Source organism: Kosakonia sp. CFBP8986 (assembly GCF_034044935.1).
Taxonomy (GTDB): Bacteria; Pseudomonadota; Gammaproteobacteria; order Enterobacterales; family Enterobacteriaceae; genus Kosakonia; species Kosakonia cowanii.
Genome location: NZ_JAXCXB010000002.1, coordinates 489,293 through 505,481, shown reverse-complemented (window position 1 = coordinate 505,481; position 16,189 = coordinate 489,293). Strand labels below are relative to the sequence as shown.

The following is a 16,189-nucleotide window of genomic DNA, read 5'->3' as shown; positions in this document are numbered from 1 at the left end:
CTGTCTCGGTTCGCCTCTGTCCGCCATCCATGGCGTCCAGACCTTGTCATTCACGCTTCGGTTCGCCGATTTCAGCGGGGACACAACCCCATTGCTGTGAGACCTGAAGTAAAAGCACTTTCGGTGTCGCTGAATGCACGTTTTTGTAGGCCGGATAAGGCGAAGCCGCCATCCGGCAATTGTGCCGCGGCGATAATGCCGGATGGCGCGTACCGCTTATCCGGCCTACGCGGTTTCAGCGGCTATATACCGGTGATCAATACGCCGCTACCTCGCGTGCCATCTCGCGGCTATATTGCTGGCTTGCATTCACTAGCATACGCGTATAATCCGTTTGCGCCGCGCCGCTGACCAGCGAATCCACCGTTAAGGTTTCAAGGATTTTTCCATGCTGCATCACCGCCACCTTCTGGCAGAGATGGGCAATCACCCCCAAATCGTGCGTCACCATCAAATAGGTTAACTGCGACTCCTGATGCAGCGCCGCCAGCAGGTTGAGGATCTCCGCTTGCACCGAGACATCCAGCGCCGAGGTCGGCTCATCAAGCAGCAGCACGCGCGGCTCCAGAATCAGCGCCCGGGCAATCGCCACGCGCTGACGCTGTCCACCGGAGAGCTGATGCGGATAGCGCTCGCGAAAGGCGCGGCTTAAGCCGACTTTATCCAGCAGCGTGTTGATGCGCCGATCGCGATCGTTAATGCCGTGGATTTGCAGCGGCTCTTCGAGGATATCGCCGATGGTATGGCGAGGATGCAGCGAACCGTAGGGATCCTGAAACACCATCTGCACCAGTCGGCAGCGCGGCCGACTGAGGCGCTTCTCCAGCCGCTGATCGTTAATCGCCAGCTCGCCCTGCCAGTGGGTAAACAGCCCCGCCAGGCACTTCAGCACCGTGGTTTTGCCCGAACCCGACTCGCCCACCAGGCCATAAATCTCCCCCGGCTGCACGGCAAAGGTCACATCACTCAGCACCTGGTTGCGCTTCTCCCCGTCGCCAAACGCCAGGTTCAGGTGGTTCACAGTAATCATATGGCTCTCCTCACTCGCCCAGCCAGCTGGCCTGACGCTGCAACACCGGCAGCACCGGTCGACGGTTGTGAATCTCTGGCAGGGCGTGGATTAACCCCTGCGTATAGGGGTGCTGCGCGTTATCGAGATCTTTGGCGGCAATAGACTCCACCACGCGCCCGGCGTACATCACCAGCACGCGATCGCAGAAGCTACGCACCAGATTGATATCGTGGCTGATAAAAATCAGCCCCAGCCCGCGCGATTTAACCAGATCGTCCAGCAGCCCCAGCACCTGCAAACGCACCGAAACATCCAGTGCAGAGGTCGGTTCATCGGCAATCACCAGCTCCGGGTCGGTGATCAGCATCATGGCGATCATGATGCGCTGCCCCTGCCCACCGGAAATTTCGTGAGGATAGAGGTGATAGACCCGCTCCGGCTGGCGAATACGCACCACATCGAGCATCTCCAGCACTTTGGCTTTCGCCGCCTTTTTCTGCCCCGGATGGTGAGTCAGCCAGGCTTCGGCAATCTGGTCGCCAACGCACACCACCGGGTTCAGGGAGTACTTCGGGTCCTGCATAATCATCGAGATACGTTTGCCGCGCACCTGGCGCATCTGCGCCTCGGTGACCTGTTGCAGATCGATATCGCCAAACTGCATACGCTCGGCGGTGATCCGCGCTTTCGCCGGATGCAGGCGCAGCAGCGCACGCCCGACGGTGGATTTACCGGAGCCGGACTCGCCGACAATCGCCAGCTTCTCCTGGCCGAGGGTAAAAGAGACGCCGCGCACCGCGTGGGTGATCGCGCCTGCGTTGACGAAATCGACATGCAGGTTGCGCACATCGAGAAGCGGCGAGTTATTCGCTGCGGGGATCGAGGATGTCACGTAAGCCGTCTCCTAAGAAGTTGAACGCCAGGCTGTTAATCAAAATCGCCAGCCCCGGAATGGTCACTACCCACCAGCACTCCATCATGTAGGTGCGCCCGCTGGAGATCATCGCGCCCCACTCCGGATCGGGCGGCTGCGCGCCGAGGCCGAGAAACCCAAGCCCGGCGGCGGTCAGAATGATGCCCGCCATGTTCATGGTGATACGGATAATCACCGACGGCAGGCAGAGCGGCACAATGTGCCGCCACAGCACCCGCACCGGCGACGCGCCCTGCAAACGCACCGCCGAGATAAAATCGGCCTGCCGCAGTGACAGGGTTTCCGCCCGCGCCAGCCGCGCAATTGGCGGCCAGGCGGTCAGCGTAATGGCAATCACCACATGCTCAAGGCCAGGACCGAGGGCGGCGACAAACGCCAGCGCCAGCACCAGGCTCGGAAAGGAGATAAAGATATCGGTGACGCGCATCAGCACCATATCGACTTTGCCGCCAAAGTAACCGGCGGTAACACCGAGCAGCAGGCCGAGCGGCCCGACGGTGACGGAGACCAGCAGCACGATATAGAGCGTAATGCGCGAGCCATAGACCAGACGGCTGAAGATATCGCGCCCGAACTCATCGGTGCCGAACCAGTGGGCGGCACTCGGCGCGCTCAGGGCATTGTTGAGATCCATCACCAGCGGGTGGTAAGGGGCAATCAGCGGCGCGAAGATCGCCACAATCAGCAGCAGCAGGATAATGCTGCCGCCAATAGCGGTGAGGGGGTTGCGCGCCATTTTGCCAATAAACCCCGCCGTGCGGCCAAAGCCACGCTTGATGCGCTGGCTGCGTTCGCGGCGGGCGGCTGAAACAGGCGAATCAAATGAGACCGTCATGATTTCGTCCTCGGATCAAAGAGTTGATAGAGCATGTCGGAGAGCAGGTTCAGCAGCACGAAGATCACCCCTACCAGCAGCACACAGCCCATCACCGCATTCATATCGCCGAGCAGCAGGCTGCCGGTGAGATAGGAGCCAAAACCGGGCCAGGAGAAGACCGTTTCGATCAACACCGCCCCTTCCAGCAGCGATCCGTAGGCCAGCGCCACCACAGTTAACAGCTGAACAAGAATATTGCGGAAGGCGTGATTCCAGATCACCTGCCGCTCGGTCAGCCCTTTCACCCGCGCGGTGATGATGAACTCCTGCGAGAGCTGCGCCAGCATAAAGCTGCGCGTCATACGGCTAATGTAAGCCAGCGAGTGAAAGCCGAGCAGCGAAGCGGGCAGCACCAGGTGATTGAGCGCATTCCAGAACACCTGTCCGTTACCCGCCAGCAGCGCATCGACGGTAATCAAGCCAGTGCGACGCGGCACCAGGCCATCCAGCCCGAGATCGAGCCGCCCGGCGCCGCCAACCCAGCCGAGCCAGGCGTAAAACAGCAGCAGCCCCATCATGCCGACCCAGAAAATCGGCGTTGAGTAACCGGCAAGGCTGATGATGCGCACCACGTAATCGGCCACGCTGTTGCGCCGTGCTGCCGCCAGCACGCCAAGAGGAATGCCCAGGCCAGCACCGACGATAATGGCGAACGTCGCCAGCTCCAGCGTTGCCGGGAATACGCGCAGAATATCGTCCAGCACCGGTTTGCCGGTCAGCAGCGCATTGCCCAGATTGCCGTGCAGCAGGTTGTTAAGGTAGATGCCAAACTGCGTCATCAGGGACTGATCAAAGCCAAGCTGGTGGTAAACCTGCTGATAAGTGCTGTGATCGGCATCGGGACCGACAATCGCCAGTACCGGATCGACCGGCATCACGCGGCCAATAAAGAAGGTCAGCAGCAGCAATCCGAACAGGGTGATCGCCACCTGGGTCAGTCGCGTCGATACCCGCCTGGCCCGCGAGCCGGGGGCAAGCAGTAGCATACTCATGGTTTCTCTCCTTCAGCGCCGTCGCGTTTGTAGACTTCACGCAGAAAGGTGGTTGCCGACGGATGCGACTGGAAGTTTTTCACCTCATTGCGCACCACTACCGAATCGACCATTTGCGACAGCGGGATCAGCGCCGGGATCAGCTGGTCATAACGCACCTGAATTTGCTGATAATCCGCCTTCTGTTTGTTCGGATCGCGCTCCAGCAGGGCCTGGTCGATCATCTCGTTAAGCTGTTTATCGTAGAAACTGGTGCGCCAGCCCTGGAAGTTGGTCAGCCGGGCTTCATCGCTGTTGTCGGGGTTATAGACCAGCGCACGCAGGCTGGAGTGTGGGTGCGGCTCGACGCCACTGCCGCCGCGCCCGACCAGCATGTCGAACTTGCGCTCGCGCATCGCGCCGTAAATTTGGTTGCCGGTGCCGGTAATAATTTTGGCGTTGATGCCGGCCTGCATCAGCGTCGACTGCACGGCAATGGCGATATTGAGAAACGGCTGATCGGCCAGCACACGCAGCGTGGTGTCAAAGCCTTGCGGGTAGCCCGCTTCCGCCAGCAGCTTTTTGGCGCGCGGAATATCGAGCCGGTAGCCGGGGTCCGGCAGCGTCGACGGCATTCCCGCTTTAATCGGACGCTGGTGCAGCACACCGTAACCCGGCATCAGCGCGTTATTGATGCCCTGGTAATCAATCAGATAGCGCACCGCTTCGCGCACTTTTGCATTGGCGAAGTGCGGCTCTTTCATGCTCATCGCCACGTAGTAGACCGTGCCCTTCTGCACCGCTTCGACGGTAACATTCGGGTCTTTTCGCAGCGCATTGATATCCGATACCGCCATGTTGTTGGCAATATCGAGATCCCCTTTTGCCAGCATCAGGCGCAGGGTTTGCGACTCCTGAAAATGGCGCAGCACCACGCGGCTCAGCTTCGGCTCTTCGCGCCAGTAGTGCGGGTTACGCTTCATGCGCAACACATCCTTCGCCTGCCAGGTCTCCAGCATAAACGGCCCGGAGCCGGCTTCGTTGGTAGTCAGCCAGCGGTTGCCCCAGTCGTTATTTACCGCATGCTTCTGCACGGTTTTGCTGTCGAGCACGCCGAGGTTGCCCAGCGCGCCAAGCGAGTAGAGCACCAGTTGCGGATCGTTGGCTTTTGGCAGGGTGATTTTTACCGTGTAGGCATCCGGGGCGCTGATCTGCTGGTCGATATTCTTTTTACTGAAACCGTAGGATTTCCACACCGAGGCCTGCGCAAGGTTAAGGTGCAAAAGCCTGCGCATCGACCAGACCACATCCTCTGCGGTTAAGGGGTTGCCGGAGTGAAATTTCACGTCGTCGCGCAGATGAAAGGTCAGGCTTTTGCCGTCCGGGTCGATAGTCCAGCTTTTCGCCAGCGCCGGTTTTACGTTGGTCAGCTCGTTTGGGTCCAGCTCCACCAGCGAGTCATAGAGATTGACGACGATACCAACCACTTCATTGCCGGTCATCGCCGCCGGATCGAGGGTCAGCAGGTTATTCATGTTCATGCCGATGATGAGCTGATCGGGCGGCGTTTTTGCCTCTGCCGCGCCGCTGCCCACCATCAACGAGAGCGCGAGTACGCACGCGCCCGCGAGGGAGTTTTTTTTCATCTATCTGTCGCCTGTAGGGTACGTTTTGCCGGTGGTGACAAGCACACAAACCGGCCCACGCGTCCCGAAAGTCAGTGCTCCCGGGTATTTTTATTGTTCAGTCGTGGCTGACGGTGTTGGCTTCGATAAAGGCAAAGTTGATATCTTCCCCGAGTCCCGGACGCTGCGGCAGATGCACAAAGCCCTCGTCATCCATCGGGTCGACGATGCTATTGAGATAAGCGGCGGGCTGGTCGTAGTCGAGGAACGGGTGCAGCAGGCCGCGCTCATACCAGCGGCAGTTGCGGATCGCACCGATGACCGCAAGGCTTGCCGCGCCGTTGCCGTGCACTTCGCAATCCATGCCGAAGGATTCGGCGAGGTTCGCCACTTTTAGCGTCGGCGAAATGCCGCCCACACCGTTAGCGCCAGCGCGCAGGATGTCGCAGGCACCCGCTTTAACCCAGTCAGCGCGGCTGTGGTGTTTCCCGCCAAGACTCTCCGGGCCGATAATCGGGATCGATAAATTCTCCGCCAGCCAGGCGTAAGAGGACATGCTCTCCTCCTCCATCGGCTCTTCAAACCAGGCAAAGTTGAGCTTCTCCAGCTCTTTGCCAATCCACAGCGCTTCGGTGCGGCTGTACCAGTGGTAGCCATCAATCATCAGATCGATATCCGGCCCGACCGCTTCACGCACCGCGGCGCAGGCTTTGATATCCATTTTCGGGTTCGGCGCGAACTTCACCGGCGGCATCCAGGTGTGCAGCTTGATAGCCTTATAACCGCGCGCCACCAGCGTTTCGGCAAAGGCGGCGTACTCTTCCGGCGTGGAGAGACCGCCTTCGAGATCGTCGCCGCACATGGTGCTGCCGTAAGCCGGTACTTTATCGCGGTAGCCACCGAGCAGTTTATAGACCGGCATATTGAGCTTGCGGCCAATCAAATCCCACAGCGCCTGCTCAACAAACGAGAGCGCGCGTTCGGTCAGTTGATGCGCGCTGCCGCGCTGCCAGTGCACCAGATCCTGCCAGATACGCTCACGGTTAAAGGGATCCTGGCCGACCATCACTTTGCGGAAGAATGCGGTGAGTACGAACGGGCGCACCACTTCTGGCGGCGCGAATGAGTAACCGGTGCTGCCGTCGTCTGCGGTGATGGTTAACATCGCCATCTTCGCCTGCGTCTCCGGCCCCGGATGGGAGTGCCCGGCGCTGTCAGAGACCCGTCGCGTGGGGTGCTGAAAGACGGTGACGTTTACAGATTCAATTTTCATTCCGTATCCTTGAGTTTTGAAAAGCTGTTTCAGAACAAAATATATGCACAAAACCTGGTCACATCCTCGGACAAATAGCGCTAAGCGGCGACCATTTTTTGGGCATGCGCACAAGGATGCGTGATACTTTTCACAAAAGGTTACGGAAATGTGATCGGAGTCCGTGGGGGAAGACGCGGGGCAGAGAGAGAAAGCCCCCTTCCTGGCGGAAAGGGGCAACAACGGAGATCAGGCGATAGTGATCTTCTCGTCGAGATAGACATCCTGTACGGCATTAATCAGCTTCACGCCGTCGGCCATTGTTTTCTTGAACGCTTTACGCCCGAGGATCAGCCCCATGCCGCCGGCACGTTTGTTGATCACCGCCGTGCGTACCGCCTCGGTGAGATCCGCCTCGCCGCCGGAGGCACCACCGGAGTTGATAAGCCCGGCACGACCCATATAGCAGTTGGCTAACTGGTAGCGCACCAGATCGATCGGGTTGTCGCTGGTGAGCTTGCTGTAGACGCGCTCATCGGTATAGCCGAATTTCACCGCGTTATAGCCGCCGTTATTCTCCGCCATCTTCTGCTTCACGATATCCGCGCCAATGGTGGCGGCAATGTGGTTCGCCTGGCCGGTGAGATCCGCTGAAACATGGTAATCGACACCATCTTTCTTAAACGCAGAGTTGCGCAGATAGGCCCACAGCACCGTCACCATGCCCAGTTCGTGAGCACGCTCAAAAGCGGTGGAGATCTCTTCAATCTGGCGGCGGGATTCCGGCGATCCGAAGTAGATGGTCGCGCCGACTGCTACCGCACCCATATTGAATGCCTGCTCGACGCTGGCGTAGTAGGTCTGATCATAAGTGGTCGGGTAGCTGAGGGTTTCGTTATGGTTGAGTTTAACGAGGAACGGAATGCGGTGGGCATAACGGCGGGAGACCGAGGCCAGCACGCCGTAAGTTGATGCCACACAGTTACAGCCCGCTTCAATCGCCAGCTCAACGATATTTTTCGGGTCAAAGTAGAGCGGGTTGGCGGCAAACGATGCGCCTGCCGAGTGCTCAATACCCTGATCGACCGGCAAAATAGAGAGATATCCCGTGCCTGCCAGCCGCCCGTGGTTGTAGAGCGTCTGCATGTTTCGCAACACCGCAGGCGGGCGGTTGTTGTCGATCATCACGCGGTCGACGTAGTCGTGTCCGGGCAGATAGAGCTGGTCGGCAGGAATGGTCATGCAACGGTGTTGCAGAAGGCTGTCGGCGTCTTTGCCAAGTAACTGCACAATATCAGTCATTACAATGCTCCCGTAAGCTTGCGCTTCGCGAATTGGATTGTCCTTACCCACCTTGCCTGGCGATGGGCAAACTAAGCCTGGTACTCTGGCGTCAGAATGTCCACCGCCGGGCATTTTTTCAGCTTATTCTGCTGGCACGTTTCGGTTTCTGATTTACCACCACTGATGGAAGTGGTGAACCGGGCCGATACCCTCTCCCACTTCAAGCGTATCGGCCTGTGCCAGCGCAGCGGTAAGCCACTTTTTCGCCTCTGCAACCGTTTCAGCCCAGCCCGGGTGGCGCGGTCGCAGGGCCGCCAGCGCCGCCGAAAGTGTGCAGCCTGTACCATGGGTGTTTTTTGTTGCAATGCGCACGGTGGTAAAGCGCTGTGCGCCATCGCGAGTAAAGAGCCAGTCGGGGCTTTCGGCGTCATCCAGATGACCGCCCTTCATCAATACCGCCTCACAACCGAGCGCTAACAGAGCTTCGCCCTGCTCATGCATCTCGCGCTCGCTGCGCGCATGGGGCGCATCTAACAGCGCCGCCGCTTCCGGCAGATTGGGCGTGATAAGGGAAACCTGCGGCAGTAAATGCTGGCGCAGGGCGGCGACCGCCGCAGGCGATAACAGCGGATCGCCGCTTTTCGCCAGCATTACCGTATCCAGCACCACATTGCGCACCTGGTAATGGCGCAGACGCTCTGCCACCGCTTCGACAATGTCGGTTTCCGCCAGCATGCCGATTTTAGTGGTGTCGATGCGCACATCGCTCAGCACCGAGTCCAGCTGGGCGGCAACGAAATCAGGCTCGATTCGGTATACCGACTGTACGCCGCGGGTGTTTTGCGCCACCAGCGCGGTGATCACCGAACAGCCATAAGCGCCCAGCGCCGAAAAGGTTTTCAAATCCGCCTGGATCCCCGCGCCACCGCTCGGGTCAGTGCCGGCAATGGTTAAGGCATTAATCCGTTTCATTACTCCCCCTCCCCGTTTGCCGCCAGCGCATCAAGAAAAGCGGGGACGAAACTGCCAGGGCCAGCGCTCTGCTTCACCGCGCGGCTGCCCGCCAGCTTCATTATCCGGCAGGCTGACGCAACATTGAGCCGTCGCTCGCCGGGCAAGGCGCAACAGGCAGCCACCACCGCCGAGAGCGCGCAGCCGGTACCGACCACGCGCGTCATCAGCGGATCGCCGCCGCTGACGCTCAGGGTTTGTACACCATCGGTGATGTAATCAATCTCACCGGTGACTGCGACCACCGCGCCGGTCTGTTGCGCCAGCTGCTGCGCAGCAGGCAGGGCCGCCAGCGCGCTGTCGGTGGTGTCGACGCCGCGCCCGCCGCCTGGCATACCGGCCAGGGAGAGGATTTCAGAAGCGTTGCCGCGGATGGCGGCCGGTCGAAGAGAGAGGAGTTGTTGGCAGAAACCGGAGCGAAAGGCGAGTGCGCCAACGGCAACCGGGTCGAGCGTCCAGGGGGTTTGCGCGCGGTTGGCGCTCTCAATTGCGGCGAGCATTGCCTCAGCGCGTTCGCGCGTCAGCGTGCCGACATTGATAAGCAAGGCATCAGCGATGGCGCTGAACTGCTGCGCCTCTTCACGATCGATTACCATCGCCGGTGAGGCGCCGAGCGAGAGCAGCACATTGGCGGTAAAGGTTTGCACGACGTCATTCGTCATACAGTGAACAAGCGGGGAATGTGTACGGAGTTGCTGTAACGCGTGTGCAGAGTGCACAGGATCAAGCAGGTCAGGTTGCATCTTTTTTGCTCCTGCCCGGCGTGAAGAAGGGATGCCGGGCAGGCATCTGACTTCCCTACGCTGGCATTATCCAGATCAGGTGGTACGGGTATTTCTCAGCCTTCACGCAGAAGGGCACCCCGAGTCATAAATTCAATAAATTGTGGTGAAACCGTTCAGTAGCTTAATGCCGGCAGCGTCATGTGTAAATGCGCATTTGCCCGTGCATTCAGTGGCGAATCTGCGCCAGCTCCGCTTCGGTAAGCCCGGTCATGCTCATCACCGTGCTGCGATCGAGGCCGTTTTGCAGCATCGTCCGTGCGATGCGGAACGCCTCTTCTTTGCGCCCCTTCTCAATGCCGCGCTGCTCGCCAAGCTGAATGCCTTGTTCAATTCCTTGCTCCCTACCCCTTTGTTCAAGCTGCTGTGCAATTGTCATCAATTGGTCCTCATGCTGTGGTGCCTTTAGCGCCAGTTCACGTACAAAGGCGTGCGCATCTGCTGTCTCGCCAGCGTACACCAGGTAGTTTATCAGCGAAGCTAATTGCTGTCGTGTGATGTGTTCGTTCACCAAAAGCGTTGCGAGCCGGTCAAGAATTTCGCTTAAGTCGCGCTGATGAATATGTTTTTGTAACAGCGTCAGCGCCGCCATGCTGCGGTGATTCATTATTACGTTATCCGGGATCACCGAGACATCAACGAGTGGAAAACTGCTGCTGTATAGCTCTTGTGCGGTAGTTGGACTGACAAACAACTCTAACCAGTTCGTTGACCACGGATAAGGGGTGCGCTTTCCAGTATAAAAAAGCAAGGGAATAACTAACGGTAGCGATTTATGCCCGGCATCAAGGTGCCTTTGCATCGCGGCAATCGCGTAACGCATTAACCGAAACGCCATATGGCGATCGGGGGTGGATTGATGCTCAATCAGCACATGGATATACCCCTCCCCTGCGCGTGTTTTCAGGCTGTAGAGCACGTCGCTGTAATAAGCCCGCAGGTTCTCTTCGACGAAACTGCCCGACTCCAGCCTGAGCGTACGTAAATCGCAAAGTGCCAGTAAATGCGCGGGCAGATGCAGTTCGATAAAATCCCTGGCCGTCGTCGGGTTGGTCAGAAACTGTTTGAATGCCGCATCGTGCGGCGTAGGGGTGCTCTTTGTTTTGCGTTGCGTGGTCGTATCGGATATCAAGGGTTTGCCTCCCTGGCTTACGTTATTTCCCTCTAAATATCACTAAAATCTGACCACGCCTAGCTGTGCTTTTTCTGAAAAAATCAATTAACTTTTCCTTTTATTTCATCAATTTATGCGCAATAACCTGCAGTTGTTGGGCGATCTCCTGCAGGTTAGCGCTCTGCTCCTGCAATGCGCCGGTAGAGTGACGCACAATCAGCCGCGCAGGAAGCACGGATGAACTCCGGGCGGCGTCGCCGTGGCCGCTGTCGAGCAGGCGACGCACCGCCTCTTTACCCTGCAAATCGAGATCCAGAGAAACGGTGGTTAACGACGGATGGAAGAAGGAGCTTTCATAGGTGTCATCGTAACCGATCACCGATTTCTCGCCGGGGATGGCGATCTGATGTTGATGAAACGCGCTCAGCACGCCGAGCGCCATCTGATCATTACCGACCAGTACGGCGGTAAAGTTGGGCGTTTCGCGCAGCATCTGCAGTGCGCCTGCGTAACCGCTCTGCGCATCCCAATTGCCATGGAACACCTTCACCGGTTTCAGGCCGTAGCTATCAAGCGTATCCACCCAGCTTTTCAGCCGCAGCTTTGCCGAGACGGAGCTTTCAGGCCCCGCCAGCAGCGCGATATCGCGGTGGCCTAAATCATAGAGATGTTTGACGCTCGCACGGGTGCCGTCCGCCGGATTAAATGAGACGTTAAACACCGAGCTGTAAGGGTCAACGTCGAGGAACAGGCAAACAATATCATCATTGTCAGCCGCTATACGCTGGGCTTCATCGGTCTCCAGCGGCACGTTAATGATCACCTTATCAACCAGCTGCGACTTCAGTTCGTTGATCGCCGACTGGATATCATGATTGACGTTCTCATCAATCATTGAGATCAGCACCTGGTAGCCGTCAAGATTGGCATAGCGTTTTACCGCCGCCGCCACCTGTGAAGGGGCATGCAGCGCCAGCGAGGTGGTGACGAGTCCAAGGGTCTGACTCTGCTTACCGACCAGCTGTTGCGCCAGCCGGTTCGGCACATAACGCAGCAACTCTATCGCTTTCTCAACCTTGAGACGCGTGGCTTCGGATACATTGGCAGATTTATTGAGTACCCTGGACACGGTCTGATAGGAGACACCCGCATGGCGGGCAACGTCTTCCAACGTCGCGCTTTTAGACTTCATGGTCCGGTTCCTTATGTTGTTATGCGCCAATTGTAACAGGGCAGATCAAAAAAAACGCTCACCGCTCATTTCCTCGCCGCTTTAGCCGCCAATAAGTATCACGCTCACAATACGCATAAATGTGAACGAATTCTCCACCTGTAACAAAAATCGCTGATTTATTTGCAGTTAATCACACATTTTAGATCCTCAGTTTGCCTGTTTTTACAATTAAGCATTTTATGACTGCGATTATGTGAACGTAATACAAAACAATAAGAGGAACACGATGAAGACTCCACTACGCACACTCTCTCTTGCGTTAGCCGCTGCGCTGACCTCAACCTCGCTGATGGCGGCCACCTCGGTACCCATCGATTTTCATGGCTACCTGCGCGGCGGCGTGGGCGTGTCGGGCGATGGCGGCCAGGTGGAGTGGCAGAAAAACAAGATCGGGCGTCTGGGCAATGAATCTGACACCTACGGCGAGCTTGAGCTGGGCTCGGAAGTCTACAAAAAAGATGACGTCAGCTTTTACCTCGACAGCATGGTCAGCATGGTATCCGATGGCTCCAACGATAACGAAACCACCATCGGCGACGATGCGCAGTTCGGCTTACGCCAGCTGAACCTGCAGATCAAAGGGCTGATCCCCAACGATCCCAACGCGGTGATCTGGGGCGGTAAACGCTACTATCAGCGCCACGATCTACATATTATCGATACCAAATACTGGAACATCTCCGGCTCTGGTGCGGGGATCGAAAACTACACCTTCGGGCCGGGCGCCGTCTCTTTTGCGTGGATCCGCGGCGATGCCAATGACGTGGATTACCGCGTTGATAACGACAATGACGTCAATATTAACTATCTGGACCTGCGCTATGCCGGCTGGAAACCGTGGGCGGGCGCGTGGACGGAGTTTGGCATTGATTACGCCATGCCGAACCCAACCAAAAAGCAGAAGGCTTACGGCGGGCTGTACGACGCGGATGATGGCGTGATGCTGACCGGTGAAATCAGCCAGGATATGCTCGGCGGCTATAACAAGCTGGTGTTGCAGTACGCCAACAAAGGGCTGGCGCAGAATATGGTGTCGCAGGGCGGCGGCTGGTATGACATGTGGAACTATGTCAACGATGCTACCGGCTATCGCGTCATCAACACCGGGCTTATCCCGATCACCGACCGCTTCTCCTTTAACCATGTGTTGACCTACGGCGCGGCCGAAGATACCACTGCGTTTACCGACAAATCCCGTCTGGTGTCGCTGGTTGGTCGTGCGCAGTATCAGTTCACCGAATATGTGCGTCTGATTGGTGAAGTGGGCGGCTTTTACCAGAAAGATAACTACAAAAACGGCACCAACTATAAGCAGAGCGGCGAGAAGTACACCATCGCGCTGGGTCTTGCTGACGGTGCCGATTTTATGTCGCGTCCGGAGCTGCGCCTCTTCGCCTCTTATTTAAATGACTCTGAAGATGGCAAAGCATTTGAAGATGGCACCAAAAATAACACCTGGAACTTTGGTGTGCAGGTGGAAGCCTGGTGGTAAATAAGTGCGATATTTTTTTCGCCTTTATTAACCCACTCTGTTAGTAAAATCGTTATTTATCTCTGAGCCTTGCAGGTTTATATTGCCACTGCGTTCGTTATTGTTTATTTGGGATACCCTTTCGGGTATCCCTTTTTTATTACTAACGAGCAGAGAAACGCTCATCGAGTAATTTACGCAGTGCGTCAGATTGCTTGCCAAAAATAGCATGTACCTGTTGGCCGAGGATAATGACGCCCAGCGCCCCCTCATCCTGTAGCGCCTGCGAATCGACCCGGGTTAACTCTTTTACCGTGACGCGCAGGCGTGTCAGACAGGCATCAACCTGTTCAATATTTGCCTCACCGCCAAACGCCGCGGCCAGTCGCTCAATTTTCAACACCTCAGCGTCGCTGAGCGGGGTGGCCGGTTTGGCCTCAGAGAAGTAATGCAGGAAGGATTTAAGGCTTACCATTGCAGGTCTCCGTAATCAGCAGATAAAAAAACGCCTGCCCGGGTGGGCAGGCGCGCAGAGTGGGCTTACGCGTCGCGGCGAACGACGCGGCAATCCCAAGGTTTGAGCACCAGCGCACCGCTGACGGCGGCGTCGCTCAGGTAGTCGTGATAACCCGGCGGCAGCGTGATGCTCTGCTGCTGCGCGGTAAAGTTCTGAATAAAGACAAACGCCTGCTCACCATCTTCCCGCGCGGTCGCCACCACGCCCGGCGGTAGCTCAACGTTAAGCGCACGCGGCAGCGATAGCGTGTCGATAAGGTTGGCGAAGAAGTCCCGCTGGAAGGCGAGATCGTTACGCGAGGCGATATGCCAGGCTTTGCCTTTGCCGAAGGCGTTGACCGTGACCGCCGGGCGACCGGCATAGAAATCATCCCGGTAGGTTGCCAGCGGCTGCGCGCCCTCAAGTTGAATCAGCTCGCAAAGATGGCGCACTTGATACGGCCCCTGTAAGCCCGCTTCGTTGCCCGCCAGCCCCTGCACCAGGTTTCGTTCATGGTCGTCGAGGCAGTCAATCTCCTCCGCCCAGATGCCGAGCAGGTTGCGCAGCGGACCGGGGAAACCGCCCAGGTGGCAGAGATCGCTCTCATTGACCACGCCGCTCCAGTAAGAGGTCACCAGATGGCCGCCGCTGGCGACAAAGCTCTCGGCGCGTTCAGCGAAGCCGTCGCGCACCATATAGAGCATCGGGGCGATAACTAAATGGTAGCGGCTGAGATCGGCATCGGCATTAATCACATCCACCGCCACGCCCTTCTCCCAGAAGGGTCGGTAGTGTTCGTTAACCGTCTTCTCATACTCCATGCCCTTGTTGCGCGGCCCCTGCGCATCATCCAGCGCCCAGCGGTTCTGCTGGTCGAAGATAATCGCCACCCGCGCCTTGGTGCGACAGCCCATGACCGGCGTCAGCTTGCTGAGCATCTCGCCGAGGGCGGAGACTTCACGGCCAACGCGGGTATTAAGATGGCCGACGTGATCAATCACCGCACCATGGAACTTCTCCACTGATCCACGGCTTTTGCGCCACTGGAAGTACTGCACCGAATCGGCGCCGTGCGCCACCGCCTGCAAAGAGGAGAGAATATGCATGCCCGGCTTTTTCAGCTTGCTGGTTGGCTGCCAGTTGGTGACGCTTGGCGTCGACTCCATCAGCACGAAGGGCTTGCCGCCTTTCAGCGTGCGCATCATGTCGTGATACATGGCGGTGTAGCAGGCGAGCTGGGTTTCATCTTTATCGCGGTGCCACATCGGGTAGCTGTCCCAGGAGATAAAGTCGATCGCCTCCGCAAGCTGCCAGTAGTCGTAGTCGTAGAAGTACTCCATAAAGTTGGTGGTCACCGGCAGCGACGCGTTGGCGGCCTTCAGCGGGGCAACTTCGTGGCGGCAGAAATCGGTTACCTGGGCGGTGTTAAAGCGTCGCCAGTCGAGATTAAGGCCATGAATGGAGACTTCGCCCTGCGGCGCAGGGGACTCAATTTGCGACCAGTCGCTGTAGGTGTGGCTCCAGAAGTCGCTCCACCAGGCGTGGTTCAGCGCCTCCAGCGTCTGATAGCGCGCCTTCAGCCAGTCGCGGAACTTCTGCTGGCATAAATCACAGTGGCACTCGCCGCCATACTCGTTGGAGATGTGCCAGCCGAGCACCGCTGGATGCTGCCCATAACGCTCCGCCAGCAGTGTGTTGATCTTCAGCGTCTTTTCACGGTAGACCGGTGAACTTATGCAGTGGTTGTGGCGACCGCCATGCAGCGCGGGCACGCGATCGCGCCCGACGCGCAGCACTTGCGGGTATTTTTGCGACATCCACGCCGGACGCGCACCGCTCGGCGTGGCGAGAAATATATGGATACCGGCGGCATATAATTTCTCAATCACCTCATCGAGCCAGGCGAAATTAAATACGCCCTCCTGCGGTTCGAGTTTCGACCAGCTAAATATTCCGACCGACATCACATTACATTTTGCCTGCTGCATCATGGCAATATCGCTATCGATAATACCGGGATAGTTTTCCCACTGCTCCGGGTTATAGTCCGCGCCATGCAATAGCGAGACGACCTTCGGGCTTAAAGGCGCAAATTTATTCATTATTCATTCCTGAAATTTACAACA

Annotated in this window: 14 protein-coding genes and 1 riboswitch; of the genes, 1 reads left to right on the top strand and 13 read right to left on the bottom strand. The window is 57.6% G+C overall.

Annotated features, from left to right (window positions below; all coding sequences use genetic code 11):
* Positions 1-256 precede the first annotated feature (256 nt).
* From SOM48_RS06025 to SOM48_RS05975, 11 genes are all read right to left on the bottom strand, one after another.
* Entirely contained in the window at positions 257-1,030 is a 774-nt protein-coding gene (locus tag SOM48_RS06025) for an ABC transporter ATP-binding protein (RefSeq protein ID WP_320511604.1), read from the bottom strand.
* A gap of 10 nt (positions 1,031-1,040) precedes the next feature.
* Positions 1,041-1,904, bottom strand: coding sequence for an ABC transporter ATP-binding protein (locus SOM48_RS06020; protein WP_023478564.1), 864 nt, complete (start codon positions 1,902-1,904; stop codon positions 1,041-1,043).
* Positions 1,876-2,781 carry an ABC transporter permease gene (locus SOM48_RS06015; protein ID WP_023478552.1) on the bottom strand — a complete coding sequence of 302 codons (906 nt, stop codon included), beginning with the start codon at positions 2,779-2,781 and terminating at the stop codon, positions 1,876-1,878. Before SOM48_RS06015 ends, SOM48_RS06020 begins: the two co-directional genes overlap by 29 nt.
* A complete protein-coding gene (locus tag SOM48_RS06010) occupies positions 2,778-3,815 on the bottom strand; it encodes an ABC transporter permease (RefSeq protein WP_023478569.1) in 1,038 nt (345 codons plus the stop codon). Before SOM48_RS06010 ends, SOM48_RS06015 begins: the two co-directional genes overlap by 4 nt.
* Positions 3,812-5,440, bottom strand: coding sequence for an ABC transporter substrate-binding protein (locus SOM48_RS06005; RefSeq protein ID WP_313161804.1), 1,629 nt, complete (start codon positions 5,438-5,440; stop codon positions 3,812-3,814). Before SOM48_RS06005 ends, SOM48_RS06010 begins: the two co-directional genes overlap by 4 nt.
* Before the next feature lie 97 nt (positions 5,441-5,537).
* The gene (locus SOM48_RS06000) at positions 5,538-6,692 is read right to left on the bottom strand and encodes a mandelate racemase family protein (protein ID WP_270221679.1); all 1,155 of its coding nucleotides are present in this window, start codon (positions 6,690-6,692) and stop codon (positions 5,538-5,540) included.
* A 228-nt stretch (positions 6,693-6,920) separates the two neighbouring features.
* Positions 6,921-7,973 carry a class I fructose-bisphosphate aldolase gene (fbaB, locus tag SOM48_RS05995; protein WP_023478565.1) on the bottom strand — a complete coding sequence of 351 codons (1,053 nt, stop codon included), beginning with the start codon at positions 7,971-7,973 and terminating at the stop codon, positions 6,921-6,923.
* A gap of 153 nt (positions 7,974-8,126) precedes the next feature.
* Positions 8,127-8,927, bottom strand: a complete 801-nt coding sequence (thiD, locus tag SOM48_RS05990) for a bifunctional hydroxymethylpyrimidine kinase/phosphomethylpyrimidine kinase (RefSeq protein ID WP_313276855.1) — start codon at positions 8,925-8,927, stop codon at positions 8,127-8,129.
* Positions 8,927-9,709 carry a hydroxyethylthiazole kinase gene (thiM, locus tag SOM48_RS05985; RefSeq protein WP_320511603.1) on the bottom strand — a complete coding sequence of 261 codons (783 nt, stop codon included), beginning with the start codon at positions 9,707-9,709 and terminating at the stop codon, positions 8,927-8,929. Before thiM ends, thiD begins: the two co-directional genes overlap by 1 nt.
* Before the next feature lie 35 nt (positions 9,710-9,744).
* A riboswitch (TPP riboswitch) is annotated at positions 9,745-9,841 on the bottom strand.
* A 76-nt stretch (positions 9,842-9,917) separates the two neighbouring features.
* The gene (locus SOM48_RS05980) at positions 9,918-10,877 is read right to left on the bottom strand and encodes an Rpn family recombination-promoting nuclease/putative transposase (protein WP_320511670.1); all 960 of its coding nucleotides are present in this window, start codon (positions 10,875-10,877) and stop codon (positions 9,918-9,920) included.
* A gap of 103 nt (positions 10,878-10,980) precedes the next feature.
* Entirely contained in the window at positions 10,981-12,054 is a 1,074-nt protein-coding gene (locus SOM48_RS05975) for a LacI family DNA-binding transcriptional regulator (protein ID WP_023478571.1), read from the bottom strand.
* Between the two features lie 268 nt (positions 12,055-12,322).
* Between SOM48_RS05975 and SOM48_RS05970 the strand changes: the two genes are divergently transcribed.
* A complete protein-coding gene (locus SOM48_RS05970; RefSeq protein ID WP_076770147.1) occupies positions 12,323-13,588 on the top strand; it encodes a maltoporin in 1,266 nt (421 codons plus the stop codon).
* A gap of 142 nt (positions 13,589-13,730) precedes the next feature.
* Here SOM48_RS05970 and SOM48_RS05965 read toward each other — a convergent pair whose 3' ends face one another.
* Positions 13,731-14,042: a PTS sugar transporter subunit IIB gene (locus SOM48_RS05965; protein WP_139568212.1), complete on the bottom strand. Its 312-nt coding sequence runs from the start codon at positions 14,040-14,042 to the stop codon at positions 13,731-13,733.
* A gap of 65 nt (positions 14,043-14,107) precedes the next feature.
* Positions 14,108-16,165: a beta-galactosidase gene (locus SOM48_RS05960; protein ID WP_320511601.1), complete on the bottom strand. Its 2,058-nt coding sequence runs from the start codon at positions 16,163-16,165 to the stop codon at positions 14,108-14,110.
* Between the last annotated feature and the right edge of the window lie 24 nt (positions 16,166-16,189).